The following is a 23,051-nucleotide window of genomic DNA, read 5'->3' on the forward strand; positions in this document are numbered from 1 at the left end:
GGACTCACACGGCCTGTCCGGGTGGTTCGCCGACGGCGAGCGAGACGACCGCGCGGGCCGATACCGCGACAGCGGCATGCCAGATCTCGGCCAGGCGCGCCACCTCGGCTGCGGTGAAAACAGCTTCGCTCCAGCGCAATAGAGTGATCAGCCGCGGCCCGGCAGCGGTGCCATGGACGCCTGCGATAATGTCCATGGCGTAGCGGAGCGGGAAATCAGGTTCTGGCGCGGTCGGCAGCTGCGTGAACAACCCGATATCGGCGACCGGCGACCACGGCTGATGTGTGTGGGTCAGATCGAGACGACCGAGATAGTCGAACAGCACCTGTGGCTCAGGTGCCGTGGCGAGCTCAGCATCCGCCGCGAGATAGCGCAAGACACCGTAGTCGGCGCCATTGTTCGGCACCGCCGCCAGTGTCGCGGCCACTGAGGTGAGCAAGGCCCTGGCCGCGGCCGGGTTCTGCTGCGCTGCGGCGAGGTCGACAGCATCCGAACCGACGCCCAAGCGGAGGGGGAACACTGTGGAGAACCAACCGACAGTCTGCGTGGTATCGATATCAGCACCCAGCGCCGCGTCCTCCCGGCCATGCCCTTCCATGGCGAGGTAAGCGCCCGCACCTGCGTCTTGGCCGCGTTCGCCACGCCACGTGGCCACAGTCATAGTGATCGCGGCGAGCAGGAACTCGCGCATGCCGAGCGCACCGGTGAGATTGTCGAGTACCGTCGCGGTGAGCTCGAGGGTGGCAGGCATCGAGTGCACGCGATAGGACGACCAAGTATCAATACTTGGATCGGGTCGCCGCGCGGCCAGGACCGGGTCCGGACCGGTGGTCTGGCGCAGCCAATAGTCACGCTGGTCTCTTACGTCCGCTGTATCCGCGCGAGAACGAGTTCGGTCGGCCCAGGCGCGGTAGGCGGTGTACTCGATCGGTGGCGTGAGTTCTGCGACCGGTACGCCTGCTCGTACCTGTTCCCATGTCGCAGCGAGGTCAGCGCAGATGATGTGCCAGGAGACCGGATCGACCGCGAGGTGGTGGATGTGCAGTAGTAGCAGGTCGGCAGCGTCATCGCGAGCGAACCACACCGCCCGTACCAGATCGCCTGCGAACGGGTCGATCTCATCGGCCACCGCCAAGGCGCGTGTGCCCAGCACGGCGGCGAATTCGCCATCCGCTGTGCCTTTCTCGACGTATGTCAGGATATCCGCGGCACGGACGGTACCTGGGTCGCTGATGCAGACGTCGTATCCCGCCGCGGTCTCGACGAACCGGGCGCGCAGCATAGAATGGCCGTCCAGCAACGCCTGCAGCACTATTTCCAGGCGCGAACGGTTCACGTCCGGAGGCAGTTCCAGCAGAGTGGTCAGCGCGAGTCTGCGATAGCCGCCGTACTCGTGCATCCAGGACAGGATCGGGACCTGCCCGACCGAGCCCGATTCCGCCGTGGCGACCGCCGGATCGGCGGCTGCGCCCGCATCGATCGCCGCGGCCAGTTCCCGGAGCGAGATAGCGCTGAGCACCGCCCTAGGCCCAGTTGCGACCCCCTTGCGCCGCAATGCATTGACCAGAGAAATAGCCACAATGCTGTCCAAGCCCAGCTCTAGCGGCCCGGCATCGATGCAGGGGGCGGCGGCACCGGTGAGCTCGGCGATCGTCGCGCATACCGCGCGTTCGGTGTCGGTGCTCGGTGTAGTGGTGCGCGCCGCGCTGTTCAGCGCCGCGGTGGCCATGACGTCGAGCTGTCGGGTGTCGAGCTTGCCGTTACCGGTGACGGGCAGCTCGTCGACCACGAGGAGGCGATGCGGAACCATATACGCGGGTAGCCGGTCTGACAGCGCCGCACGTAACCGAGCAGGGTCGAGCCGGGCGCCGACCGCGAACCCGGTCAACGCCGGACCGCTCGGCCCGCGCACTACGATCACCGCGGCCTCCCGCACACCGGGCAACGCGTGCAACGCGGTCTCGATCTCGCCGATCTCGATGCGGTAGCCGCGAATTTTCACCTGATCGTCGGCACGGCCCAGATAGGCCAGAGCGCCGGACGACAAGCGCCGCACTACGTCTCCGGTGCGATACATCCGCAGCCCATCGCGGAACGGGTCTGCGACGAAGCGGGCCGCGGTGCCGCCAGGCTTGTCCGCATAGCCCCTGGCCAGCTGGGCGCCCGCCAAGTACAGCTCGCCGACGACCCCATCCGGCACCGGTCGCAACCGGGAATCCAGCACGTAACCGGTCATCCCGGACGTCGGTGAACCGATGGCAGGTGTGGCCTCTGAATCGGCCACCGCCGCGACCACGGCCTCCACAGTAGTTTCGGTAGGCCCGTAGCAATTGTGCACAGCGGTGTCCGGTAAGGCACACAGTTGTCTCCACAGCGGCACGCCGATGGCCTCACCGCCGAGCGCGAGCACGGTGAGTTCGGTGCCGTGCTCGCCGACCAGACCGGCGGCGACCAACTGGCCGAACATCGAAGGCGTGGTGTCGATCATGTCGATGCTGTGCCGGGCGATCCCCGCGACCAGCCGTTGCGCGTCACGCATTTCCTCGGCGTCGAACAGGTGAATCGACTGGCCGTCGAGCAGGCCGATCATCGGTTGCCAGGACGCGTCGAAACTCAGCGACCAGGCGTGCGCGATCCGCAGCGGCCTGCCCAACCGCGCCACCGCGGGGCGGTACACTCGGGCGCGATGGTCGGCGAAATAGCTGGCCAGTGCGGCGTGGGTGCCCATGACACCCTTGGGTTCTCCGGTCGAGCCGGAGGTGAAGATCAGATACGCGCAGTGCTCGGGATGCCCCGCCCGCGCAGCGGGCAGCGGGGCGGAACCGGTCGCGATGGTGTCGAAATCCGCCACTGGCGGCAGCTCGCCGAGCTCGGTGAGTACCGGCGCCGCACCGGTGTCAACCACTATCAGGCGCGGATGTGCCTGGCGCACTATGGATGCGATGCGTGCGGTGGGCAGGGATAGGTCGATCGGCACATAAGCGGCACCGGCGGCCAGCGCGCCGAGGATCGCGACAACCGAGCGTGCGGAACGCGGCATAGCCAGGGCCACCACGTCTTCCGGTCCGATACCGCGCGCGGCGAGGTCGCCCGCCACACGCAACGCGGCATCCGACAGCGCGCGGTAGGTATAGCGCTCGTGCTCGGTGCTCAGCGCGAGCGCTTCCGGCGTGGCCGCTACCTGGCGGGCGAACAATTCCGGCACCGTCACGCCGAGCACATCCGCCGCAGGAGCGACAGGCGACCGCGGGAGTTCTCCTGGCAGCAGCACGTCCAGAGCGTCTAGGCTCGCCTCGCCGATATCCGGCAACTGGCGCAGCACACCGAGCAACCGGGTGCTGAGGTCGACCGATGACAGCTCGCCGAGTACCGCGTCGACGGCTTCGACCACCACGGCCAGCTCACCATCGAGCAAGAACGACACCACAGCCAACGGGTAATGGGTCAGGCTCTCCGAAGCGATCGGACGGAAGGTGGTGCCTTCGGCGGTGGTTATGGCCTGAAGCACGTCGGAGACCGGCGCGTTCTCGTAGACGAACAACGTGTCGAACAATGCCCCCCGCCCGGCGGCACGCTGAATCGCCGACAGGCTCAGGTATCCATTGTCGCGCAGCACCGCCGAGGCGCGCTGCAGTTGGGCACACGCGTGCGCCACACCGCCCGCGGCGGCCAGGTCGTCCAGCTGGATCCGCACCGGGATGGTGTTGATGAACAGCCCGATCATGGTCTCGACCCCGACCAGCTCATCGGGCCTACCGGATACAGTGGTGCCGAAGACGATATCGCGGCGATCGGTCAGGCGGCCGAGCACGATCGCCCAGGCGAACTGGACCACTGTGTTCATGGTCAGCCCGTGCATACGGGCCCAACACCGCAGTCGCTCGGTGTCTTCACCGTCGAGCGACACCTTATGGATGGTCGGTGACACCGTGTTCACCGCAGCGTCGGCACGATCGGCAAGCAGCAGCGGGTCGGCGCAGGCCAGATAGTCGGTCCAGGTGCGTAAAGTCGCTTCGGTGTCGCGTGCGGCCAGCCAGCCGATGTAGTCGCGGTAGGGCCGCGGTGCGGGCAGCGCGACAGCCGAACCACCTGCCTCGTACACCGCGAACAGCTCGCGGAAGAACACACCGAGCGACCAGCCGTCCATCAGAATGTGATGAGCGGTCACGATCATCCGGCGCGAGCTGTCGGACAGAGTGATCAGCGCGACGCGCAGCGCGGGACCTCGCGCGAGATCGAATCCGCGCCGCGCCTGCTCAGCCACAATGGACTCGAATTCCCGCTCGTCGGCGCTTCTTTCGAACCATGGCAACTCGACGGAGCTAGGCACGATCTGCACAGGCTTGGGTATATCGCGATCCCAGAACACCACCCTCAGATTGGCGTGCCGCCGTAGAATCGCCTCGATACTGCGGCGCAGCACGGCGACGTCGATCGGGCCGCTGATCTCGACCACGAACTGCATGGTGTAGAGATCATCGTCCCCGGCCAACGTGGCGAGCGAGAACAACCCCTCTTGCAACGGGCTCAGCGCGAGCACGTCCTCGATCCGCGGGGGCTCCGTCGTGTGCTGCGGCGCGGGCATGGTCTCCGACATGACGCGGCTCCTCAGCCTTCGGTCTCGGACATCAGTGACACGATCTCGTCCAGTGATGCGCCGCCGAGGATGGCGGCGACCGGCAGGTCACGATCCAGTTCGACCTTGAGCCGCGTGCGCAGATCCAACGCCTGCAACGAATCCATCCCCAGGGAGATCAGCGGAACAGAGCCGTCGATGACCGCAGCGCTGTCGACGAGCATGACGCGGCGCAATTCCCTGCGTACGTGCTCGGCGAAATCTGTCGCCGAAGCGGCGGGCATGCCGCAGGTGGTGACGACTGCCGCGTCCGGCTCAGCGCCGGTCGCGGGCACTGTGGGCGTCGCAACCGCCCGTACCGTCGCCGTGGCGGGCCCTGGCTCGGTCAGCGCGTCCAGCGCAGGAACGAACACATTTGCCAAACCAACGGTTTCGGCGATAACCCGCAACCTCACCCAATCAGCGGCCAGCACAATGCTGTTACCTGAGGTGTCGGCCAGGCCTGCCGCCACTGCGGCGGCAGCGTCCATCGGCAACAACCCGGCGCCCTCGATCTTGGCCTCGACCGTGGCGTCCGCCGCCTCTGGCAGCGCCCACAGCCCCCACTGCACCGAGGTGCAGCCGCGACCCTCGGCACGCAAATGCCAGGCCATGGCATCCAGCATCCGGTTGGTGCCCGCATACAGTGCCTGTCCCCAGCCGCCGAGCGTTGCGGCGAAGGAGGAGCACAGCAGCACAGTGGCCGCAGGCGACATCGGCAGTGCGCGCGATACCGCGCCGAACCCGAGCACTTTGGCCGCCGCGGCCTGTGCCACGGTCACGGCATCGGACTCGGCCGCGACCGAATACACATACTCGACAGCGGCGTGCACCAGCAGACCGACCGGACGGTCCGCATAGCGGGCTGCCAGACCCGCAACGGCGGCGGGATCGCTGATATCACAGGCCAGTACGGAGATCTCGGTGTCGCCGAGCGCGCGGAACCCCCGCAGCCGCTCGGTGAGCGCCGTGGTCTCGCCACTGCGATTCACCAGAGTGACACGCGTGGCACCGGCCCGGACGGCTTGGGCACAGAATTGCAGACCGACATGCCCGGTGCCGCCGAGAATCAAGACCTCGCTCAGGTCCGGCGCCACGGTCGTAGCCGGAGGCTCGGCCACGACCAACCGTTTGGCGTGCAACGTACCCGCACGCAACGCGAGTTCCGATTCGCTTGCCAGGTGCAGCGCCTCCAGCATCCGGTCGGCGAGCAGCTTCGGCTCCAGCTTCAAGTAGTCCGCGGGTAAGTCCAACCGCCGGAATGTCACGCCGATACGCTCGAGAGCGACGCACCGGAAGGCCGCGCCCGCCGCAGCGGCGGCGAGTGTGGGAATGTCGTTGTCCTGCACGGCTTCCGCGCCAAATGTCACCAACCAGCATTCGGTGACTCGCGGACCGAGCGCAGGTAGCCAGTCCTGCTCGGTGACGAACTCGGCGAACTCGGCGACCGCGGCGGCCTCGTCCGGAGCGCTGCTCGGCGGCAACAACACCACTACCGTATCGTCCTGCTCCGCAAGCGAACCGTCGAACAGCGACACTGTCGCGCCGTGTCGGCTTGCCCGCTGCCGCAGCGTCGCGACCAGCTCGGCGCACCGGCCATCGCGATCGACGAGGGACACGGTGCGCGGCGGCACCAGTGTGCGCCTGGACAGCCGGACCCAGGTCTCCGCCAGGCGGGCAGGTACCTCCTCTGGCGACTCCTCGACAGTCCGGTAGGGAGCCCACAACCGGGTGGGGTTCATCTGTGTGTGCGGGAAGTTCCGCAACGGTAAACGCACCGGCGAATCCGGAACACGCAGGCTGTCCCAGGAGTAGTTCAGGTCGCGCACGGCGACGGTCGCCAGACTTTTGGTGAAGTCCTCCAACCCCACCGCGGAACGCCGCGAGGTGCCGAGCACCTGGAAATCGCTTGAACCACAGGCGTGCTCGGACACCGACGCCAGATTCTCTTGCAGCGCGAGCTGCAGTGTGGGGTGCTCGGCGACCTCGATGAAAGTGTCGACCTCCTCGGTAGCGGCGCAAACAGCCCGATCGAAGCGAACCCGATTGCGCAGATTCCAGTACCAGTAATGCCGGTGGGTGATGTCGGGGGTGATCGGCCCGCCGAGCGTACTGCCGTAACAAGTGATCTCGGTGGGTGTGAAGGTCGGCGAGCTCATCTCGTCGCCGAGCACCGATTCCAGCTCCTCGCGCGCCTCGACCAGATAGGAGGTGTGTGCCGGATAGGCAACCCCGATTTCCTTGGCGAATACGCCGCGACCGGTAACGATAGCCACCATATCGGCGACCGTCTCCCTCTCTCCGGAAATGGCCAGGATATGCGGTGCGTTCACCACCGAAAGCTCGGCCCAACCGGAATGCCTGGCCAGCAACTCTTCGCATTCGTCACGGTCCAGGCCGAGCACAGCCATCGAATACTCGCCCGGAGTCACCAGATCGTCGACTATCCGGGACCGGTGGGTCACCGCGAGCACGGCATCGCGCCGGGTCATCACTCCTGACACCGCGCCCGCCGCCAGTTCACCTTGACTATGCCCAATGGTCGCGACCGGACGGACACCATAGACCTGCCACATAGCGGCCAGACCAACCATGTGGAACATCAACGCCGGCTGGACTTCCCAGATCCTGTCCGCGTACTCGCCGTCGGTGCCGAGCAGATAGTGCAGCGGCGCGCGGTGCCCGTAACGCTGCTGGTGAATCTCGGCGCAGGCATCGACCTCGGCGCGATATGCCGGGGAGGCCGCGTAATACAGCGCACCCATACCTGGTCGTTGGCTGCCCTGGCCGGGGAAAACGAATCCGGCGCGTCGAGGCGTAGCGTCGCAAGCCGTATCGATCACCGCCGGATGCGCGATGCCCGCGACAATCGCCTGCAGCGCATCGAGCAGTTCGATACGCCCTCCAGCCATTGCCAAGGCTCGGCGACGGCGCGCAACCCTGGTGCGAAATATCATGTCGGCCACCTCGTCCGGCCGCACCCGAGGATGACGTCGCAGATAGGCCAGGACAGCGGCAGCTTCGGCGCGCACCCCGTCCACGGTGTCGGAAGACAGCAACACCGGTACGGTGCCATCCGGTAGACGGTAATCAGGCATCTGTGTTCTCATCCTCCAGAACCGGCATAGCCAGAATGGCGTGCGCATTGGTGCCCGCGACGCCGAACGAGGAGACGGCGGCGTAGCGAATACCGTCGTGCGGCTCCCACGGTTCCAGCTCAGTGGCCAGCCGCAAGCTGGTCGCGTCCCAATCCACCGCAGGAGAAGGCTCATCCGCGTGCAAGCTCGGCGCGATATACCCGTTCGCACCACACAACAGCACCTTGATCACGCCGAGTATGCCTGCGGCCGCCTGCGCGTGTCCCACGTTGGTCTTCACCGAACCCAACCGTGGCCGGTGCCGAGTGTCCGAGCCGTAGGTCCGGCACAGCGCGGTCAGTTCCAATGGATCACCGACCGAGGTACCAGTGCCGTGTCCCTCGATCAGCCCGACCAGAGCGGGCTCGATATCCGCGGCGTCCAGTGTCTTGCGCACCAACGCTTCCTGCGCTTGCGCATTGGGCACCGCGATGGGCGCGCCCTTGCCATTGTGGTTGATCCTACAGGCGAGCAACCGAGCATAGATCCGGTGGCCGTGCGCCCTGGCTCGCGATTCACGTTCCACAACAACCGTTCCCGCACCCTCACCCCACAGCGTGCCAGTGGTGTGCGCCGAATACGCGCGCAAGTGACCATCCGCGGCCAGCGCGTGATTCTTGGCGAACTCGTAGAACGCGGCAGGCGAGCCCATGACGCATACCCCACCCGCGAGGGCCCAGTCGCATTCGCCGGAACGGATCGCGGACGCGGCGTGGTGTAGCGCCGTCAGCGACGACGCGCAGGCCGTATCCACCGCGACCGACGGCCCCACCAGGCCGAGACCATGCGAGATACGTCCGGCGACCGCGCCGAGCGCGGTGCCTACCACACGATAGCCACTGTGCGCGGTGACCGCACCAGCACGCGGCCCGTACTCACTGAACGACGCACCCATGAAGCAGCCTGCCTCGGCACCATCCAGTGCGCCCGGATTCATCCCGGCATGCTCGAGCGCCCGCCAGGCTACCCGCATCGCGACCCGTTGCTGTGGGTCCATCGCGATCGCCTCTCGCGGAGTGACACCGAAGAATCGAGGGTCGAATTCTGTCGCTCCAGTGAGGAATCCGCCCGCATCAGGGACCGAACCCCAGCCTTGGGTGCGTTCGAGAGCGAACAACTCACGCAATGGCCATTCGCGATCCCGAGGAAAAGGTCCGATCAATTCCCTGGATCGGGCCAGAGCCGACCAGAAATCATCCAGATTGTCGACGCCGCCCGGCGCTTCAACTGCCATACCAACGATGACAATGTGGTCTTCGTAGTCCTTGCTGCCCCCGTCCCCCGACATAGTTCGTGCCATGCCACACCTCACCTGCGAATCGCGAGCTATCTCGCGGAGAAGACTTCGGCCACCAGCAGTTCGGCGATCCCGTCCACGTGGTCGTTCAGATAGAAATGCCCACCGTCGAAGAGCGTGACAGTGCTGCCCTGCTCACTGTGCCGCGCCCAGTCCTGCAGGTGCCGGGCCGTGACATGCTCGTCGTCAGAGCCACCGAGCACGTGTATCCGGACACGCACTCGTACCTCCGGTGCGCAGACATATCGGTCGAACGCCGCGTAATCGGCCTTGAGCGCGGGCAGAGTCATCCGCATGATTTCCCGGCTGGCCAGTACATCGGCACCGGTCCCGTCGAGTGCGGCGAGGTGGTCGAGCAGTTCCTCGTCCTCGGTCGGATGCCGCGGCATGTCGACAACATGACAAGGCGCGACCGCGCCGGAAACGCCGAGCAGACCCACCTCGATACCCACGGCTTCGGCCTGGCGGACGAACTCGAATGCGGTCATCGCGCCCATACTGTGTCCGAAAACAGTGATCGGGGCACCACGGTGACGCCCCGATTCCAGGAAAGCATCGAGCGCGCCCGCGGCCAGCTCCGGAATCGTGGTCGCCGCCGGTTCCATCGCCCTGTCCTGACGTCCAGGGTACTGAACGATAGTGACATCGAAGTTCGTGCTGAGCGCCTTGGAGAAATTCCGATAGGCGGAGGCACCGCTACCCGCGTGCGGGAATATCAGCAACAGCGGGCTCGGGTCCGAGGTCGGCTGGTGGAATTGACGAATCCACCCAAGATTTTTCGGCATCATGGCTCCTGCGTCACGGTATCGCTGCGATGGCCGCTCGGCGCCGCTGTTTGTGGCGAGCCGAGTCATACAGTGACGTTAGCATAGCCTTACCAATATAAAACTAGGGTAGCCTTATAGCCCTGGGAGCACTGGTTCGAGGAACGGAGCGGCAGCACGATGAAGCACACCGGGACGCCGTACATCCTCGAGCGTGAACTGACCGATACCTCCGAGAATGTCCGCAGCGCACCGGCACCAGTTGTACCCGAGATCAGCGAGCCGTTCCGGATGCGGCTCGCCGACCCGAATGGCACCGACCCCGACACTCTCGCGATATGGATGGCGTTGCCCCACCTCGCCGAGACGTGGGAACAGCCATGGCCCGCCGAACGCAGACGGCGCCACTTGACCGCGCAACTGGCCGGAACATATTCGCGGCCATACCTGCTCAGCTACGATTTCGCCGCGATGGCCCGGGCAGACCTCGGCCGTCGCGACGTAGCCTACGTCGAACTGTATCGCGCGGCCAAGGACGAGTGCGGTCGGCTCTACGCGGCCGATCCACTGGATCTGGGCTTCCATATCGCGACCGCGGACCTGAATCTGATCGGCCACGGCATCATATCCGCGTGGATGCGCGAGCTGGCTACCGGGCTGTTCGCCGCTGACCCCGGCTGCAGGCGGCTTATCTGCGATCCCGATCACCGCAATACTCCGATGCGCAAGGCCCTGCGCAAGAACGGCTGGATCGACCTGGGCGAAGTCGACGTGCGACCGGATCGCCGGATCGCGCTGCACATCCTGCCACGTACCGCAACGGACCTGCCCGCGATCCGGTACGAGCCTTCGAACAACGACCGACCAACACCGAGCCACTGGCGAACCGACCAACACCGAGCCACCAAGAGCTGAGCCGCTGACACGCGAAGCGGTATCGAACCTTCAGCGAACGACCCGTTCCCCATCGCGCGGGACGTCGGGGCGGGTCTTCGCCGTCTCGCTACGCAACACACGATCAGAAAGTTCGCCCAAACAGCTGAGATTCGGAAAACCCGGTCCTTGTGCGAGTGCGGCAAGATTCGGCAGATACAACTTCGTGTCCAGGCCCGATACGGCCAGGTCATAGCCGATGGACGATTCGATCCTGGCTTGGGACAGCTGGCCGCCGACCGCGAGTTCCAGTAGGTCTGCGGCGTTCGTGTCGAATAGGTCGAGAAACCACAGCGGCTGCCCACCGGTCGCGTCGATCACCAAATCGACAACATGCACCTGATCCGGCCGTAGCTCATTGCGCAGCGTCAGCGCCACACCGTCGCTCTGCTCGGCGACCCGGACAACGCGACCCTGCAGATGATGTACCCGATTGTCGGCGAGCAGACTCTCCTGCACCTGCACCGAGAACACGCCCCGGTCGGTGCGGCGGATGACCTCTCGACGCTCCTCGATGCTCAGCGAGCCCCACTTGATCGGATCGCTGAACAACGAGTTCTCGAAGTAGCTTTCCCCACGGGTGAAGATAGTGGCCATCGGGGAAATCACCGAGATGGACAGCATGCTGTGCCGCACCAGCTCATCCAGCGCCGATCCCGCGGTCTCACCACCGCCGATAACGGCCACCCGAGAGGAGACCGGCAACGTGCGCTTGCCCGCCAGATCCCAGAACTCCGCGACACTGAGCACTTTCGGATGCTTCGCCAGCGCCTTCTCACTGCGACCAGGACCGGTGATCATCAGCGCGTCGGCATCGATCTCGGTTGGGGTGCCGTCGGCGTCCACCGCCGTCACCAGCCAGCCGTCAGCAGCCGCGGCGACCGATCGCACCGTCCCCAGGACGAGCTCTAGATCGACACGCGCCGCCACCCACTGCAGATATTTCGCCCACACATGATGCTGCGGACTCGGACGACCGCGATCGATCCACTCGGCATAGGTCCCCTGGTCGATCAGGAACGATGTCCAACTGTAGGCCACCATGGCCTCGTTGATCGCCCGGTTGTGTCCACGCGCCCAGGTGGAACGGTATGGGAAGCCCACATCCTTCTCCGGGCCGGTGCCGAGCCGATGTCTACCGTCGGTCCAGCCACCGCTCGGCAGCCAATTGGCGCCGACAGCCTGCCCTTCCACCACAATGACTCGTGGCGCAGGCAACCCCAGTCCGCGCAGCACGTGCGCTTTCGCCGCGACGGCTACTGCCTTCGGGCCCGCGCCGATCACCACAAGTGTTTCCACTGGCTCTCCCACTTCTCCCGCGTGCGCGGTTCTACCTGCGCCCACATCTTCTGCGCTCGGCCGCATGGTCACCGAACGGACTTTATGTTTGCATAGGCTTACCTTACAGTGAACGATCGTGTCACTCTCCACCATCGCAGACACACCGGAACGCGAACGATTGGAAGAACTGATGATCAGCACACGAAAAAAACTGAACGCCCTGACCTTTGCCGCAGCCGCCCTGGTCGGAACCTTTGGCAGCGTGACCACCACCGCACTCGCCGAAGCGGCTCCGCTCATCACGCCGGTGCGAGCCGAGGTTCCGAGCGCGAGCGAATTGAACACCAAGATGCGCGTCGTCTTCAATCCTGGCGCATCGCGCGCCGCGCGCGCCGCCGAACTGGAAACCGGCGCGGCGGGCCTGCCAGTATTCGATGCCGCGGCCGCTCTGATCGCTATCGCGCCGCCGAGCTGGCGCTGGTACATCACCGGCCCAGTAACCGTGAACGGCAATACCGCCTCGGCCACCCTGGTCACTGCCACCGACGGCTACGACCCGTGGACCTTCGACCTGACCTGGAAGCAGATCGACGGCACCTGGAAGTTGAGCCGCGAATCCATCTGCACCGTAGGCAACTTCGTCGGCCAGGGCTGCTGATCCGTTCCATCGCGACGACTTCGGCCCCTAACTACCACGAGGCCGAAGTCGATCGGCACCATTCACCGGGCCATACGAGACATTCAACTTTACTTAGGCTAACCTCACTCATATGGGAAGAGGTTTCAACGGTGTCATCGTGAAAGCGTGGGGCGGCCAGGACTACCGCCTCACTGTCCGGTCGACCGAACACATCACCGACAACTACATCCGGCTCACCTTTGATGCGGACGGATTGCTCGCGGACCATCCGACGCACCCCACCCAATGGATCCGCTTGTGGATTCCGGATGTCGCGACCGACAAACTGCACCACCGCGGCTACACACTGGTCGATCAGGACCCGGTCCGCGACACGTTCTCGATCGAATTCGCCCTGCACGAAGGTCCGGCCTCCCGCTGGGCGCGGCGCGCACAGGTAGGGGATGTGTTGGAGGCGTCGGTCCTCGGGTCCAGTTTCGCACTACCGGAAGCCACACCGAGCGAATACCTGGTCTTCGGCGACACCGCCTCACTCCCAGCGATCAACTCATTGCTGGAAGCTATCGGTGACGTCCCGGCCCGGATCTGGCTGGAGTGGCAGTACGAATCCGACCAGACCCTGCCGATCCGCAATAAACCACACCATCAGGTCACCTGGCTACAGCGCGTGGATGACGGACGCCTCTTACTCGAACAGTCCCAGCGCATCACTTGCCCCGCCGATGCCTACGCCTGGGTGGCCTGCGACGGTCACACCACCCGCTCGATCGTCAAAACGCTCAAACAGACGCACAACCTGCCGAAGACCGCCATCAAGTCTCAGGCTTACTGGAAGTAGCAGAGCCGACTAGGGTCGGCAGCGATGAGAAGACGGCAACAACCGCCGTTGCCGAAACGGCACGGCTTGGATCCGGCCCGACTGCGACTACCGGAGCAGGGCGACTGGGCGACCATCCGCGATCACCTGGTAGAGCGGCTGCCCCGGGTACCGGAGGCACGCATCGACGAACTACTGCGAACAGGCGGCATCGTCGATCTGCACGGGCCGATCGGCCTCGACGCACCCTACGTTCCCGGCGGCGCGGTCTGGTTCCATCGCGATCTGCCCGAGGAAACAGTGGTGCCGTTCGACATCCCCATCGTGCACCGCGACAACGATCTCCTAGTAGTGGACAAACCACACTTCATGGCCACCATCCCGCGCGGCAAGCATATCTTGCAAACCGCTCTGGTGCGCCTGCGTCGGGAACTCGACCTGCCCGACCTGATCCCGGCGCACCGGCTGGATCGTGGCACGGCGGGACTGGTCCTGTTCGTGATCAATCCGGCAAGACGAGGGGCGTACCAGACCATGTTCCACAAGCGCACGGTGCGCAAAGAGTACGAAGCGATCGCCCGGTTCGATCCCGGCCTGCTCCTGCCCCGCACCGTACGCAGTCGGATCATCAAGGAGAAGCACATACTCGCGGCCCAGGAGGTGCCCGGCGAGCCCAATGCGGAAACCGAGATCGAGCTGCTAGAGCACCGCGATGAACTCGGGCGCTATCGGCTGCGCCCGCATACCGGCCGTACGCACCAATTACGGCTGCATATGAACAGCCTCGGCATCCCGATCCTCGGTGACGATTTCTATCCCACGCTCACCGACAAATCCGTCGACGATTTCCGCAGGCCGTTGCAGCTACTGGCCACCTCGCTCGAGTTCACCGACCCGATCACCCACAAGCCACGCCGCTTCGACACCACGCGCAGACTACGGGCATGGACCGATCCCTGCGGATGGGCCGAGTGAATCGCGTGCATAGCCGGACCAGACGCCGACACGTAGACTGGCCGAAATGTCTGAGCACGACCGACCAGCAACACCTCGGCCACTCCCCCGAGTGCACGCCTACATCGATATCGCTGTCGTGATCATCGTCTTGGCGGGCACGAACCTCATCGCGCACTTCACCACGGCCTTGGCAAGCATACTGGCAGTGCCGGTCGCCGCCGTGGTGCTGCTCGCACTGATGCGCAGGCGTGGCCTCGGCTGGTCGGAGCTGGGCCTGGCGCCCCGACACTGGCGGAGCGGTTGGCGCTACACACTCGGCGCGGTGGCTCTGGTCCTTGCGATCGTCGCGATCGGCGCGGCGCTGCCCCCCACCCGCCCATTCTTTCTAGCCGATCACTACGCGACCATCTCCGGTGCGTTGATCGCCTCGATGATCGTCATCCCGTTACAGACCGCGATCCCCGAAGAACTCGCTTTCCGTGGCGTGCTGCACGGCACACTCCATCGCGCATACGGTGCCCGCGGCGTCTTCACGGCGGGCTCACTACTGTTCGGGCTCTGGCACATCGCCTCCTCGCTCGGCCTCACCGCTGGTAACCGAGGACTGGCCGGATTCCTCGGCGGCGGCATTGCCGGACAGATCGCCGGGATCCTGCTCGCCGTCGGCGCGACGGCCGCCGCGGGCATGGTGTTCACCTGGCTGCGCCACCACACCGGCAGCCTGCTCGCTCCGATCGCCCTACACTGGACGGTCAACGGCGCGGGCGCCCTGGCGGCCGCGGTCGTCTGGCACGCCACTCTGACCTGAGCGCCTAGGCCCGGAAAAGGGTGAGGGCTGGTAGTCACCGCTGTGGCCGCCACAGGTCTTTCAGGCGCCCATGGAGCCTGTCATCAGCGGCGAAACACCGAAAGGCAACCGCACCGTGCCACCCGAAACCGCACTGCCGACAACGACGGAACCGGTAGCGGCACCTGCTGTGCGAACAGTCGACTCAGCGCTCGCTCCATTCTTGTTCTTCGCCGGGTTCGGGCAGAATACGACCGCCTTCCATGACCCAACTGGCGGGGATTCCCATCAGGGTGACTTCCACGGCAGCTGGTGGCACACCGGCCACATGCGCAATCCGAGTCTGTAGTTCGCGCTCTAGCCGCGCCAGCAGAGCGGCGTCACGGTTGCCGCCTTCACGCACGCTGCCGATCATCGACAGTTCGACTCCGGAACGAAGCGGGTAGCCGTGTGGAAAAACCACATTGACGAAAGCCGGTGGTGCCTCAGTGATTGCACAATGGGTTTCGAGAACTACTTGGGCGACCGCGGTACGCAGATCGGACGACAGTTCGCGACGAGTAGCGATGTTGTAGAGGGGCATATCAGCTCGTTCGGTAGTTGACAGCAATGGACAGATAGCCATGACGAACCCGTGACCAAGCAAGACGCGCGGCGGTCCGCAACAAGAACAGCGGCCGCACGCTCGGACGGACACGTGCCAAGTTGATGCGTTGATAGCGGCCGAAGCGCGAACTGTCGCACACAGCGAGCATCAGCTGATCCGGACGCGTCCCGGTCGCCGTGGACCACGCCTCACTCATCGCGCACAAGACCCGCTCGCGCCGATCAGCGTCGAGCCCATCGTCGACCTCGACCAGCAGCCACGATGTCGATGATGGCCGTGAATCGGTGAACCCCTGGCCCGCGGGCACTTCCGCCCACACCACCAGTGGCCGACCAGCGGAACCGAGCACGTGCCGATAGGCTTCGATCAGTGCGTGTTCGATCGCCCGAAACCGAGACCGATCTATCCGACCCTGCTGGACAGTACACAATATTCGGCTCATCTCCGCTCCTCACCGGCACCGATCGCCAGAACACCCACGATGCCATCGAACCATTTTATTAGGAGCCGCCCAGCCTGTAGCCGACTGCGATCGCAACGCCACATCACCACCGCCCGTATTGACCACGAGCAGAGGTCGGTTTAGTCTCACTGCGATCACACATACGTTCGAGCATTCATGTCTCCATTACCCGACATGGCACCTGCTCCTGGGAAGGCTCGCGATGCCTGACGACGTGTCGAACAACGATGCGGTGACTGAGAACACCGAGATCGCGGCGCTGGTGCAACGAGTCGAGACCGCACGCGGCAAATTGCCTCTGCAACTCGATCCCGCGCTGTTGGAAGTCCTGTCCGAACGAGAAGTCGCCGCGGAGCGAGAACTCGCGGAATGGATTCGCGCGCAGCGTCGCATCCAACGACGTCGGGAGATCGAAGCGGAGCTGGCTGCCGAGAAACGGGACCGCAAGTCGACCGCCGCGCTACGCAAGCGGGACGAGGCAGACGCCCGCTGGCATCGTCGCGCGGTAGCGGCGCGACGGCGGGTATCCAGCACGGACGCGCGCCTGGCGCAGCTGTACCGGCGGGCCGAGTGGTCCTCGCGCGCCCTGATCGCCGTTGTCGTGCTCGGCATGGCCTGGGCCGGCGTCAACGTACAGCGCAACCTGGTGCCGAGCGGTGACATGTCCGACCCGCTGTATTGGCTGAGTTACGGTATCGAAGCGATGATCTCGATCCCGATCATCGCCATCATGGTCGTGGCGACGACCGCCGCGCGATGGGGCCGGGAGCTGCCGCGCGGCAAGGTGATCTTCTTCGAGGTGGCGCTGCTCGGCACGACCGTCGCACTCAATTCCGGACCGCATCTGGCCGCAGGTGAGTTCGGCCGCGCCGCCGAGTACGCCATCGCTCCGGTGATGGTCGGCGTCGTGATCTGGCTGCACGCCTGGGTTTCCGCGCGCTACGCGATGTTGATCGACAGTGCCCCCATGGCAAGCCTCGACTCGGAGAGCAATCCGACCGACTTCCTGGAAGAATCCACATCCGCCGCGCGACAGCCCCCGATCCATGATCCACATGACGAAGCCCGGTCTGGCGCACAATCCGAACTGTCACCCACCTCGGCCGCGGCGACTACCGATTCCGGCACTCGGGCCGACTCGGACGCTACCGCGCCACGTTCGGCGAAACGCGGAAAAGCCCGGCCCGCCGAGCGGAGAGAGCGCTCCACCGGCACAGAGAGCACACAACTCGCCCTCGACGAAGCCCCCGAACCTCCACATCCGCGACTACGCACCGAAACGACACCGCTGCGCGATGCGGACAACGCCGAGCCATCCACCGGGGCCGATGCCTCCGAGACCGATGCCTCCGGGACCGATGAAACCGAGACCGTCGACGACGAAATCATCTCGATCGCAAGGGCCATCACCGATCGACGCCTGTCGAAACTTCCTATCGAGGAGGTCAGGGAGATCCTCACTCTTGCCGACCAAGGGCGCACGCCTCGAGCCATAGCCGATGAACTCGGAATTCCTCCCCTCGCGGTCACCCGCGTCGTAGAAGCGGCGATCAAAGTCCACCGTCCCTACGCTATTACCGGCTGACCCAGCTGTTCACCAGCGCCACATCGCTTCAGTCACCACCACCGCCGCCTCCACCACTTCCATTACTGTCACTGCCGAAGCCGTAGTCAGAATTGCTGCCGCTGTCCCCCCGCGCTCCGGTCACGACGACGCTCTGGCTGTTCTTCGCACGAAGGCCCGCCTCCCAAACCGGGAAGCGGGCCTTGCTGTTGCCGTCGAGAAGGCTCTTACTTGGCCTTCTCCAGGACCTCGACCAATCGCCAGCGCTTGGTGGCCGACAGCGGACGGGTCTCCATCAGCTGGACGCGGTCGCCGATGCCCGCGATCTCGTTCTCGTCGTGCGCCTTAACCTTGGAGGTGGTGCGAATGATCTTGCCATAGAGCGGGTGCTTCACCCGGTCCTCCAGCTCGACCACGATCGTCTTGTTCATCTTGTCCGAGACGACGTAGCCGATCCGCACCTTGCGGCTGCCACGCTCCTTGTTCGCTTTCTCGCTCATGCCGCATCTCCCTTGCCAGCGGGTCCGGTGGCCAGACCGAGCTCGCGCTCACGCATGACCGTGTAGATGCGCGCGATCTCGTGACGGACAACGCGCAGGCGACGGTTGTTGTCCAGCTGACCCGTCGCCATCTGGAAGCGCAGGTTGAACAGCTCTTCCTTAGAGTCGCGCAGCTTGGCCACCAACTCCTCTTCGGTGAGCTCGCGGAGCTCTGCGGCCGGTGTTCCGGAAGCCATCAGAACTGCTCCTCCCTGGTCACGATCCTGCACTTCATCGGGAGCTTATGCATCGCGCGGCGCAGGGCCTCACGAGCGATCTCCTCATTCGGGTAGCTCATCTCGAACATCACTCGACCGGGCTTGACGTTCGCGACCCACCACTCCGGTGAACCCTTACCCGAACCCATCCGGGTCTCGGCAGGCTTCTTCGTCAACGGGCGATCCGGGTAGATATTGATCCAGATCTTGCCGCCACGGCGGATGTGCCGAGTCATCGCGATACGCGCCGACTCGATCTGCCGGTTGGTGACATACGCCGGCTCCAACGCCTGGATACCGTAATCGCCGAACGCCACCGAGGTGCCGCCCTTGGACATACCGGACCGGCTCGGGTGATGCTGTTTGCGGTGCTTCACCTTACGAGGCATCAGCATGCGTCAGCCCTCCTGTGTCTCTGCCGGGGCGTCAGCCACCGCGGTAGCAGCACGCCCGGCCTCGGTGCTGGTCGCCGTGGTGCCGGTGGAACCAGACCGACGTGGACGGCTCGGCCGCTCCCGACGCGGACGCTCGGGCGCGGCGGCAGCGGCGGTCAGCTCACGCTTGCCGCCGACGATGTCGCCCTTGTAGATCCAGACCTTCACGCCGATACGACCGAAGGTGGTCTTGGCCTCGTAGAGGCCATAGTCGATGTCGGCGCGCAGCGTGTGCAGCGGCACCCGACCTTCGCGGTAGAACTCCGAGCGAGACATCTCGGCGCCACCGAGGCGACCGGAGCATTGCACCCGGATGCCCTTGACGTTCGGCGAGCGCATGGCCGACTGAATGGCCTTGCGCATCGCGCGCCGGAATGCCACACGGTTGGACAACTGCTCGGCGACTGCTTGGGCGACCAGTTGCGCATCCGACTCGGGGTTCTTGACCTCGAGGATGTTCAGCTGCACCTGCTTGCCGGTAAGCTTCTCCAGCTCGGCACGGATGCGGTCGGCCTCGGCGCCGCGGCGGCCGATCACAATACCGGGACGCGCGGTATGGATATCCACTCGAACGCGGTCACGGGTGCGCTCGATCTCCACCTTGGAAATGCCCGCTCGCTCCATGCCTGTGGCCAGCAGCTTGCGGATCGCGACGTCTTCCTTCACGTAGTCCGCGTACTGCTTGTCCGCGTACCAACGCGACTTCCATTCGGTGGTGATACCGAGGCGGAAGCCGTGGGGGTTGATCTTCTGTCCCATTTACTTTGCCCCTCCCTTCCGGCGGTTACGAGTCGCTCCACCGGCGGTGGGGATGCTCTCGACCTCGATGGTGATGTGGCTGGTGCGCTTGCGGATGCGGAACGCACGGCCCTGGGCGCGCGGCTGGAACCGCTTCATGGTCGCGCCCTCGTCCACGTAGGCCGTCGAGATGACCAATGTGGCCGGGTTGAGGCCGAGGTTGTTCTCGGCGTTGGCCGCAGCGCTGGCGACAACCTTGGCGACCGGCTCGCTCGCGGCCTGAGGCGCGAACTTCAGCAGAGCCAGGGCATCCTCGACCCGCTTGCCGCGGATCAGGTCCACGACACGGCGTGCCTTCATCGGGGTGACGCGAACGTACTTGGCGGTCGCGCGCGCGGTCGGGTTCTGAGTCTCGGTCGTCGTCATCGCCGCTTGCTCTTCCGGTCTTCCTTGACGTGGCTCTTGAACGTCCTGGTCTGCGCGAACTCGCCGAGCTTGTGTCCGACCATGGACTCCGAGACGAACACCGGCACGTGTTTGCGGCCGTCGTGCACCGCGAACGTGTGGCCGATGAAATCGGGGATGATGGTCGAACGTCGCGACCAGGTCTTGATGACCTGCTTGGTGCCCTTCTCGTTCTGCGCGTCCACCTTCTTGAGGAGGTGATCGTCGACGAACGGGCCCTTCTTGAGGCTGCGTGGCATTACTTACCTCCTCCTTCAGCGCTTCTTGCCGGTCTTACGACGGCGGACGATGAGCTTGTCGCTCGGACGGTTGGGCTTGCGGGTGCGGCCTTCCGGCTGACCCCACGGCGAGACCGGGTGGCGGCCACCGGAGGTCTTGCCCTCACCACCACCATGCGGGTGGTCGACCGGGTTCATGACTACGCCACGGACCGTGGGGCGGCGCCCCTTCCAGCGCATGCGGCCTGCTTTGCCCCAGTTGATGTTCGACTGCTCGGCGTTGCCGACTTCGCCGACGGTGGCGCGACAGCGCACGTCGACCCGGCGGATCTCACCGGAAGGCATACGCAGCGTGGCATAGGGGCCTTCCTTACCCAGCAGCTGGATACTCATCCCGGCGGAGCGGGCCAGCTTCGCGCCGCCACCGGGACGCAACTCCACCGCGTGGATGGTGGTACCGGTCGGGATGTTACGCAGCGGCAGGTTGTTGCCCGGCTTGATATCGGCTGTCGGGCCGGATTCGATGCGAGTGCCCTGCGCTACGCCCTTGGGGGCGATGATGTAGCGCTTCTCACCGTCCACGTAATGCAGCAGCGCGATGTTGGCGGTCCGGTTCGGGTCGTACTCGATGTGCGCGACCTTGGCCGGGATGCCGTCTTTATCCAGACGACGGAAGTCGATCAGCCGGTAGGCGCGCTTGTGACCGCCACCACGATGGCGGGTGGTGATCCGGCCGTGGGTATTACGTCCACCGGATTTGGTCAGCGGACGCAGCAGCGACTTCTCCGGGGTCGACCGGGTGATCTCGGCGAAGTCCGAGACGCTCGCGCCGCGACGGCCCGGCGTCGTCGGCTTGTACTTACGGATTGCCATGAGTTCTTCTCTGCTTTCTGGGGTCCCGGGCGTTTAGACGACCGGTCCTCCGAAGATCTCGATGGGCTTGCTGTCGGCCGAGATGGTCACGAGCGCGCGCTTAGTGTCCTTACGCTTGCCGTAACCGAAGCGGGTCCGCTTGCGCTTGCCCTGACGGTTGGCGGTGTTGACGCTGGTCACCTTCACGCCGAAGATCTTCTCCACGGCGATCTTGATCTGCGTCTTGTTCGAATCCGGATGCACCAGGAAGGTGTAGGTGCCCTCCTCGATCAGTCCATAGGACTTCTCGGAGATGACCGGCGCCAGCAGAATGTCGCGCGGGTCGGCGATGGTGGTCACTTACTCTCCTCCTGTGCGGACTCGGCGGGGCCGTGCACGAACGTGTTGAGCGCCTCGACACTGAACACCACGTCGTCGCTGTTGAGCACGTCGTAGGTGTTGAGCTGGTCGGGTGCGATCGGGTGCACGTTCTGCAAGTTCGCTACGCTCTTCCATGCGGCGATGTCCGCGCGGCCGACCACGACCAGGAACTTCTTCCGGTCCGACAGCTCGGCTAGGAAGCTCTTGGCGGTCTTGGTAGACGGAGTCTGGCCGACCACCAGTTCGCTGATCACGTGGATCCGCTCGTTGCGGGCCCGGTCCGACAAGGCGCCACGCAGCGCGGCGACCTTCATCTTCTTGGGCAGGCGCTGGGCGTAGTCGCGCGGCTGCGGACCGTGCACGGTGCCGCCGCCGGTGAACTGCGGGGCGCGGGTCGAACCCTGACGGGCGCGACCGGTGCCCTTCTGCCGGTACGGCTTCTTGCCGCCGCCGGACACCTGGCCACGGGTCTTGGTCGCATGCGTACCCTGGCGGGCCGCGGCCTGCTGGGCCACCACGACCTGATGCATCAGTGCGATATTGGCGGTCACGTCGAAGATCTCCGCAGGAAGCTCGACGGTACCGTTGGTCTTACCGCCGATCTCCTTGACCGGCAGCGTGAGATTCGCGGATGCCTGCTCGGCGTCCGACTTCTTTTTCACTGCGACGCTGGTCATGCGTGCGCACCACCCTTCACGGCGCTCTTGACGATCACGACGCCGCCCTTGCGACCCGGGATCGCTCCCTTGATCAGCAGCAGACCGTTCTCGACGTCCACCTTGTGTACCGAAAGGTTCTGCGTGGTGACCCGGTCGTTACCCATCCGGCCCGACATGCGCATGCCCTTGAACACGCGACCTGGGGTGGCGCAGCCACCGATCGACCCTGGACGACGGTGCACCGCCTGCGCGCCGTGCGAAGCACCTTGACCATGGAAACCGTGGCGCTTCATGGTGCCTGCGAAGCCTTTGCCCTTGCTGGTACCGGTGACGTCGACATAGCTGCCCTCTTCGAACACGTCGGCGTTGAGCTCCTGACCGACCTCGAAGCCGGACGCGTCCGCGACCCGGATCTCCATGATGTGACGGCGCGGGGTGACACCGGCCTTGGCGAACTGACCGGAGTCCGGCTTGTTCACCTTGCGCGGGTCGATGGCACCGAATGCGAGCTGGACGGCGCTGTAGCCGTCGCGCTCCGCGGTACGGATCTGGGTGACGACGTTCGGCCCGGCCTTGATAACGGTCACGGGAACGACGCGGTTGTTGTCGTCGAAGACCTGGGTCATACCGAGCTTGGTGCCCAGGATGCCTGCGGCAGGCCTGTTCTTGTTGTCAGTCATTTCTC

At 65.1% G+C, this 23,051-nt stretch carries 23 protein-coding genes; 6 read left to right on the forward strand and 17 right to left on the reverse strand.

What is annotated here, in order from left to right; genetic code table 11:
• Positions 1-4 precede the first annotated feature (4 nt).
• From ACX4ZE_RS17500 to ACX4ZE_RS17515, 4 genes are read right to left on the reverse strand one after another with little or no spacing between them, the layout of a single operon-like run.
• Entirely contained in the window at positions 5-4,597 is a 4,593-nt protein-coding gene (locus ACX4ZE_RS17500) for an amino acid adenylation domain-containing protein (RefSeq protein ID WP_480274522.1), read from the reverse strand.
• An 11-nt stretch (positions 4,598-4,608) separates the two neighbouring features.
• Complete coding sequence (nbtC, locus tag ACX4ZE_RS17505; RefSeq protein WP_480274523.1) at positions 4,609-7,713, reverse strand: nocobactin polyketide synthase NbtC; 3,105 nt, start codon at positions 7,711-7,713, stop codon at positions 4,609-4,611.
• Complete coding sequence (locus ACX4ZE_RS17510; protein ID WP_480274524.1) at positions 7,706-9,052, reverse strand: beta-ketoacyl [acyl carrier protein] synthase domain-containing protein; 1,347 nt, start codon at positions 9,050-9,052, stop codon at positions 7,706-7,708. Before ACX4ZE_RS17510 ends, nbtC begins: the two co-directional genes overlap by 8 nt.
• A gap of 26 nt (positions 9,053-9,078) precedes the next feature.
• The gene (locus tag ACX4ZE_RS17515) at positions 9,079-9,834 is read right to left on the reverse strand and encodes a thioesterase II family protein (protein WP_480274552.1); all 756 of its coding nucleotides are present in this window, start codon (positions 9,832-9,834) and stop codon (positions 9,079-9,081) included.
• Between the two features lie 159 nt (positions 9,835-9,993).
• Here ACX4ZE_RS17515 and ACX4ZE_RS17520 point away from each other — a divergent pair, with 159 nt between their 5' ends.
• Positions 9,994-10,728, forward strand: coding sequence for a GNAT family N-acetyltransferase (locus tag ACX4ZE_RS17520; RefSeq protein WP_480274525.1), 735 nt, complete (start codon positions 9,994-9,996; stop codon positions 10,726-10,728).
• 30 nt (positions 10,729-10,758) lie between these two features.
• Here ACX4ZE_RS17520 and ACX4ZE_RS17525 read toward each other — a convergent pair whose 3' ends face one another.
• Complete coding sequence (locus tag ACX4ZE_RS17525; RefSeq protein ID WP_480274553.1) at positions 10,759-12,045, reverse strand: SidA/IucD/PvdA family monooxygenase; 1,287 nt, start codon at positions 12,043-12,045, stop codon at positions 10,759-10,761.
• A gap of 118 nt (positions 12,046-12,163) precedes the next feature.
• On the opposite strand from ACX4ZE_RS17525, the gene ACX4ZE_RS17530 reads away from it, so the two are divergent.
• The 4 genes from ACX4ZE_RS17530 to ACX4ZE_RS17545 all read left to right on the forward strand — a co-directional run bounded on the left by ACX4ZE_RS17530 (position 12,164) and on the right by ACX4ZE_RS17545 (position 15,249).
• Positions 12,164-12,685, forward strand: coding sequence for an MTB12 C-terminal domain-containing protein (locus ACX4ZE_RS17530; protein ID WP_480274526.1), 522 nt, complete (start codon positions 12,164-12,166; stop codon positions 12,683-12,685).
• Positions 12,686-12,797: 112 nt separating this feature from the next.
• Positions 12,798-13,505 (forward strand): siderophore-interacting protein, encoded by a 708-nt coding sequence (locus ACX4ZE_RS17535; RefSeq protein ID WP_480274527.1) that lies wholly within the window; start codon positions 12,798-12,800, stop codon positions 13,503-13,505.
• 24 nt (positions 13,506-13,529) lie between these two features.
• Complete coding sequence (locus ACX4ZE_RS17540) at positions 13,530-14,459, forward strand: RluA family pseudouridine synthase (protein ID WP_480274528.1); 930 nt, start codon at positions 13,530-13,532, stop codon at positions 14,457-14,459.
• Between the two features lie 46 nt (positions 14,460-14,505).
• On the forward strand, positions 14,506-15,249 hold the full coding sequence (locus ACX4ZE_RS17545) for a CPBP family intramembrane glutamic endopeptidase (RefSeq protein ID WP_480274529.1): 744 nt from the start codon (positions 14,506-14,508) through the stop codon (positions 15,247-15,249).
• A gap of 184 nt (positions 15,250-15,433) precedes the next feature.
• On the opposite strand, the gene ACX4ZE_RS17550 is transcribed toward ACX4ZE_RS17545, so the two are convergent.
• Together ACX4ZE_RS17550 and ACX4ZE_RS17555 are read right to left on the reverse strand one after the other, a co-directional pair.
• Positions 15,434-15,811: a 4-oxalocrotonate tautomerase gene (locus ACX4ZE_RS17550; RefSeq protein WP_480274530.1), complete on the reverse strand. Its 378-nt coding sequence runs from the start codon at positions 15,809-15,811 to the stop codon at positions 15,434-15,436.
• 1 nt (position 15,812) lies between these two features.
• Complete coding sequence (locus ACX4ZE_RS17555) at positions 15,813-16,277, reverse strand: hypothetical protein (protein WP_480274531.1); 465 nt, start codon at positions 16,275-16,277, stop codon at positions 15,813-15,815.
• Positions 16,278-16,500: 223 nt separating this feature from the next.
• Between ACX4ZE_RS17555 and ACX4ZE_RS17560 the strand changes: the two genes are divergently transcribed.
• A complete protein-coding gene (locus ACX4ZE_RS17560; protein WP_480274532.1) occupies positions 16,501-17,883 on the forward strand; it encodes a hypothetical protein in 1,383 nt (460 codons plus the stop codon).
• Between the two features lie 206 nt (positions 17,884-18,089).
• Here ACX4ZE_RS17560 and rpsQ read toward each other — a convergent pair whose 3' ends face one another.
• From rpsQ to rplC, 10 genes are read right to left on the reverse strand one after another with little or no spacing between them, the layout of a single operon-like run.
• Entirely contained in the window at positions 18,090-18,362 is a 273-nt protein-coding gene (gene rpsQ, locus ACX4ZE_RS17565) for a 30S ribosomal protein S17 (RefSeq protein ID WP_480274533.1), read from the reverse strand.
• A complete protein-coding gene (gene rpmC, locus ACX4ZE_RS17570) occupies positions 18,359-18,598 on the reverse strand; it encodes a 50S ribosomal protein L29 (protein WP_480274534.1) in 240 nt (79 codons plus the stop codon). The genes rpsQ and rpmC overlap by 4 nt, the downstream gene beginning before the upstream one ends.
• Positions 18,598-19,014, reverse strand: coding sequence for a 50S ribosomal protein L16 (rplP, locus tag ACX4ZE_RS17575; RefSeq protein WP_480274535.1), 417 nt, complete (start codon positions 19,012-19,014; stop codon positions 18,598-18,600). Before rplP ends, rpmC begins: the two co-directional genes overlap by 1 nt.
• Positions 19,015-19,017: 3 nt before the next feature.
• Positions 19,018-19,812 carry a 30S ribosomal protein S3 gene (gene rpsC / locus ACX4ZE_RS17580; RefSeq protein ID WP_480274536.1) on the reverse strand — a complete coding sequence of 265 codons (795 nt, stop codon included), beginning with the start codon at positions 19,810-19,812 and terminating at the stop codon, positions 19,018-19,020.
• Complete coding sequence (gene rplV, locus ACX4ZE_RS17585) at positions 19,813-20,217, reverse strand: 50S ribosomal protein L22 (RefSeq protein WP_480274537.1); 405 nt, start codon at positions 20,215-20,217, stop codon at positions 19,813-19,815.
• Positions 20,214-20,495, reverse strand: coding sequence for a 30S ribosomal protein S19 (gene rpsS, locus ACX4ZE_RS17590; RefSeq protein ID WP_480274538.1), 282 nt, complete (start codon positions 20,493-20,495; stop codon positions 20,214-20,216). The genes rplV and rpsS overlap by 4 nt, the downstream gene beginning before the upstream one ends.
• 15 nt (positions 20,496-20,510) lie before the next feature.
• Positions 20,511-21,347 carry a 50S ribosomal protein L2 gene (rplB, locus tag ACX4ZE_RS17595; protein WP_480274539.1) on the reverse strand — a complete coding sequence of 279 codons (837 nt, stop codon included), beginning with the start codon at positions 21,345-21,347 and terminating at the stop codon, positions 20,511-20,513.
• A 33-nt stretch (positions 21,348-21,380) separates the two neighbouring features.
• Complete coding sequence (rplW, locus tag ACX4ZE_RS17600) at positions 21,381-21,686, reverse strand: 50S ribosomal protein L23 (RefSeq protein ID WP_480274540.1); 306 nt, start codon at positions 21,684-21,686, stop codon at positions 21,381-21,383.
• Positions 21,683-22,384, reverse strand: coding sequence for a 50S ribosomal protein L4 (gene rplD, locus ACX4ZE_RS17605; protein ID WP_480274541.1), 702 nt, complete (start codon positions 22,382-22,384; stop codon positions 21,683-21,685). The genes rplW and rplD overlap by 4 nt, the downstream gene beginning before the upstream one ends.
• Positions 22,381-23,046: a 50S ribosomal protein L3 gene (rplC, locus tag ACX4ZE_RS17610; protein WP_480274542.1), complete on the reverse strand. Its 666-nt coding sequence runs from the start codon at positions 23,044-23,046 to the stop codon at positions 22,381-22,383. Before rplC ends, rplD begins: the two co-directional genes overlap by 4 nt.
• Positions 23,047-23,051: the final 5 nt, after the last annotated feature.

The sequence above is a fragment of the Nocardia sp. TBRC8007 genome (assembly GCF_056629435.1).

What these genes read in the sequence shown, in the direction of transcription:
- ACX4ZE_RS17500 (WP_480274522.1), bottom strand. Translation starts at nt 4,597, where the DNA reads ATGTCGGAGACCATGCCCGCGCCGCAGCACACGACGGAGCCCCCGCGG.
- nbtC (WP_480274523.1), bottom strand. Translation starts at nt 7,713, where the DNA reads ATGCCTGATTACCGTCTACCGGATGGCACCGTACCGGTGTTGCTGTCT.
- ACX4ZE_RS17510 (WP_480274524.1), bottom strand. Translation starts at nt 9,052, where the DNA reads ATGGCACGAACTATGTCGGGGGACGGGGGCAGCAAGGACTACGAAGAC.
- ACX4ZE_RS17515 (WP_480274552.1), bottom strand. Translation starts at nt 9,834, where the DNA reads ATGCCGAAAAATCTTGGGTGGATTCGTCAATTCCACCAGCCGACCTCG.
- ACX4ZE_RS17520 (WP_480274525.1), top strand. Translation starts at nt 9,994, where the DNA reads ATGAAGCACACCGGGACGCCGTACATCCTCGAGCGTGAACTGACCGAT.
- ACX4ZE_RS17535 (WP_480274527.1), top strand. Translation starts at nt 12,798, where the DNA reads ATGGGAAGAGGTTTCAACGGTGTCATCGTGAAAGCGTGGGGCGGCCAG.
- ACX4ZE_RS17540 (WP_480274528.1), top strand. Translation starts at nt 13,530, where the DNA reads ATGAGAAGACGGCAACAACCGCCGTTGCCGAAACGGCACGGCTTGGAT.
- ACX4ZE_RS17545 (WP_480274529.1), top strand. Translation starts at nt 14,506, where the DNA reads ATGTCTGAGCACGACCGACCAGCAACACCTCGGCCACTCCCCCGAGTG.
- ACX4ZE_RS17550 (WP_480274530.1), bottom strand. Translation starts at nt 15,811, where the DNA reads ATGCCCCTCTACAACATCGCTACTCGTCGCGAACTGTCGTCCGATCTG.
- ACX4ZE_RS17555 (WP_480274531.1), bottom strand. Translation starts at nt 16,277, where the DNA reads ATGAGCCGAATATTGTGTACTGTCCAGCAGGGTCGGATAGATCGGTCT.
- ACX4ZE_RS17560 (WP_480274532.1), top strand. Translation starts at nt 16,501, where the DNA reads ATGCCTGACGACGTGTCGAACAACGATGCGGTGACTGAGAACACCGAG.
- rpsQ (WP_480274533.1), bottom strand. Translation starts at nt 18,362, where the DNA reads ATGAGCGAGAAAGCGAACAAGGAGCGTGGCAGCCGCAAGGTGCGGATC.
- rpmC (WP_480274534.1), bottom strand. Translation starts at nt 18,598, where the DNA reads ATGGCTTCCGGAACACCGGCCGCAGAGCTCCGCGAGCTCACCGAAGAG.
- rplP (WP_480274535.1), bottom strand. Translation starts at nt 19,014, where the DNA reads ATGCTGATGCCTCGTAAGGTGAAGCACCGCAAACAGCATCACCCGAGC.
- rpsC (WP_480274536.1), bottom strand. Translation starts at nt 19,812, where the DNA reads ATGGGACAGAAGATCAACCCCCACGGCTTCCGCCTCGGTATCACCACC.
- rplV (WP_480274537.1), bottom strand. Translation starts at nt 20,217, where the DNA reads ATGACGACGACCGAGACTCAGAACCCGACCGCGCGCGCGACCGCCAAG.
- rpsS (WP_480274538.1), bottom strand. Translation starts at nt 20,495, where the DNA reads ATGCCACGCAGCCTCAAGAAGGGCCCGTTCGTCGACGATCACCTCCTC.
- rplB (WP_480274539.1), bottom strand. Translation starts at nt 21,347, where the DNA reads ATGGCAATCCGTAAGTACAAGCCGACGACGCCGGGCCGTCGCGGCGCG.
- rplD (WP_480274541.1), bottom strand. Translation starts at nt 22,384, where the DNA reads ATGACCAGCGTCGCAGTGAAAAAGAAGTCGGACGCCGAGCAGGCATCC.
- rplC (WP_480274542.1), bottom strand. Translation starts at nt 23,046, where the DNA reads ATGACTGACAACAAGAACAGGCCTGCCGCAGGCATCCTGGGCACCAAG.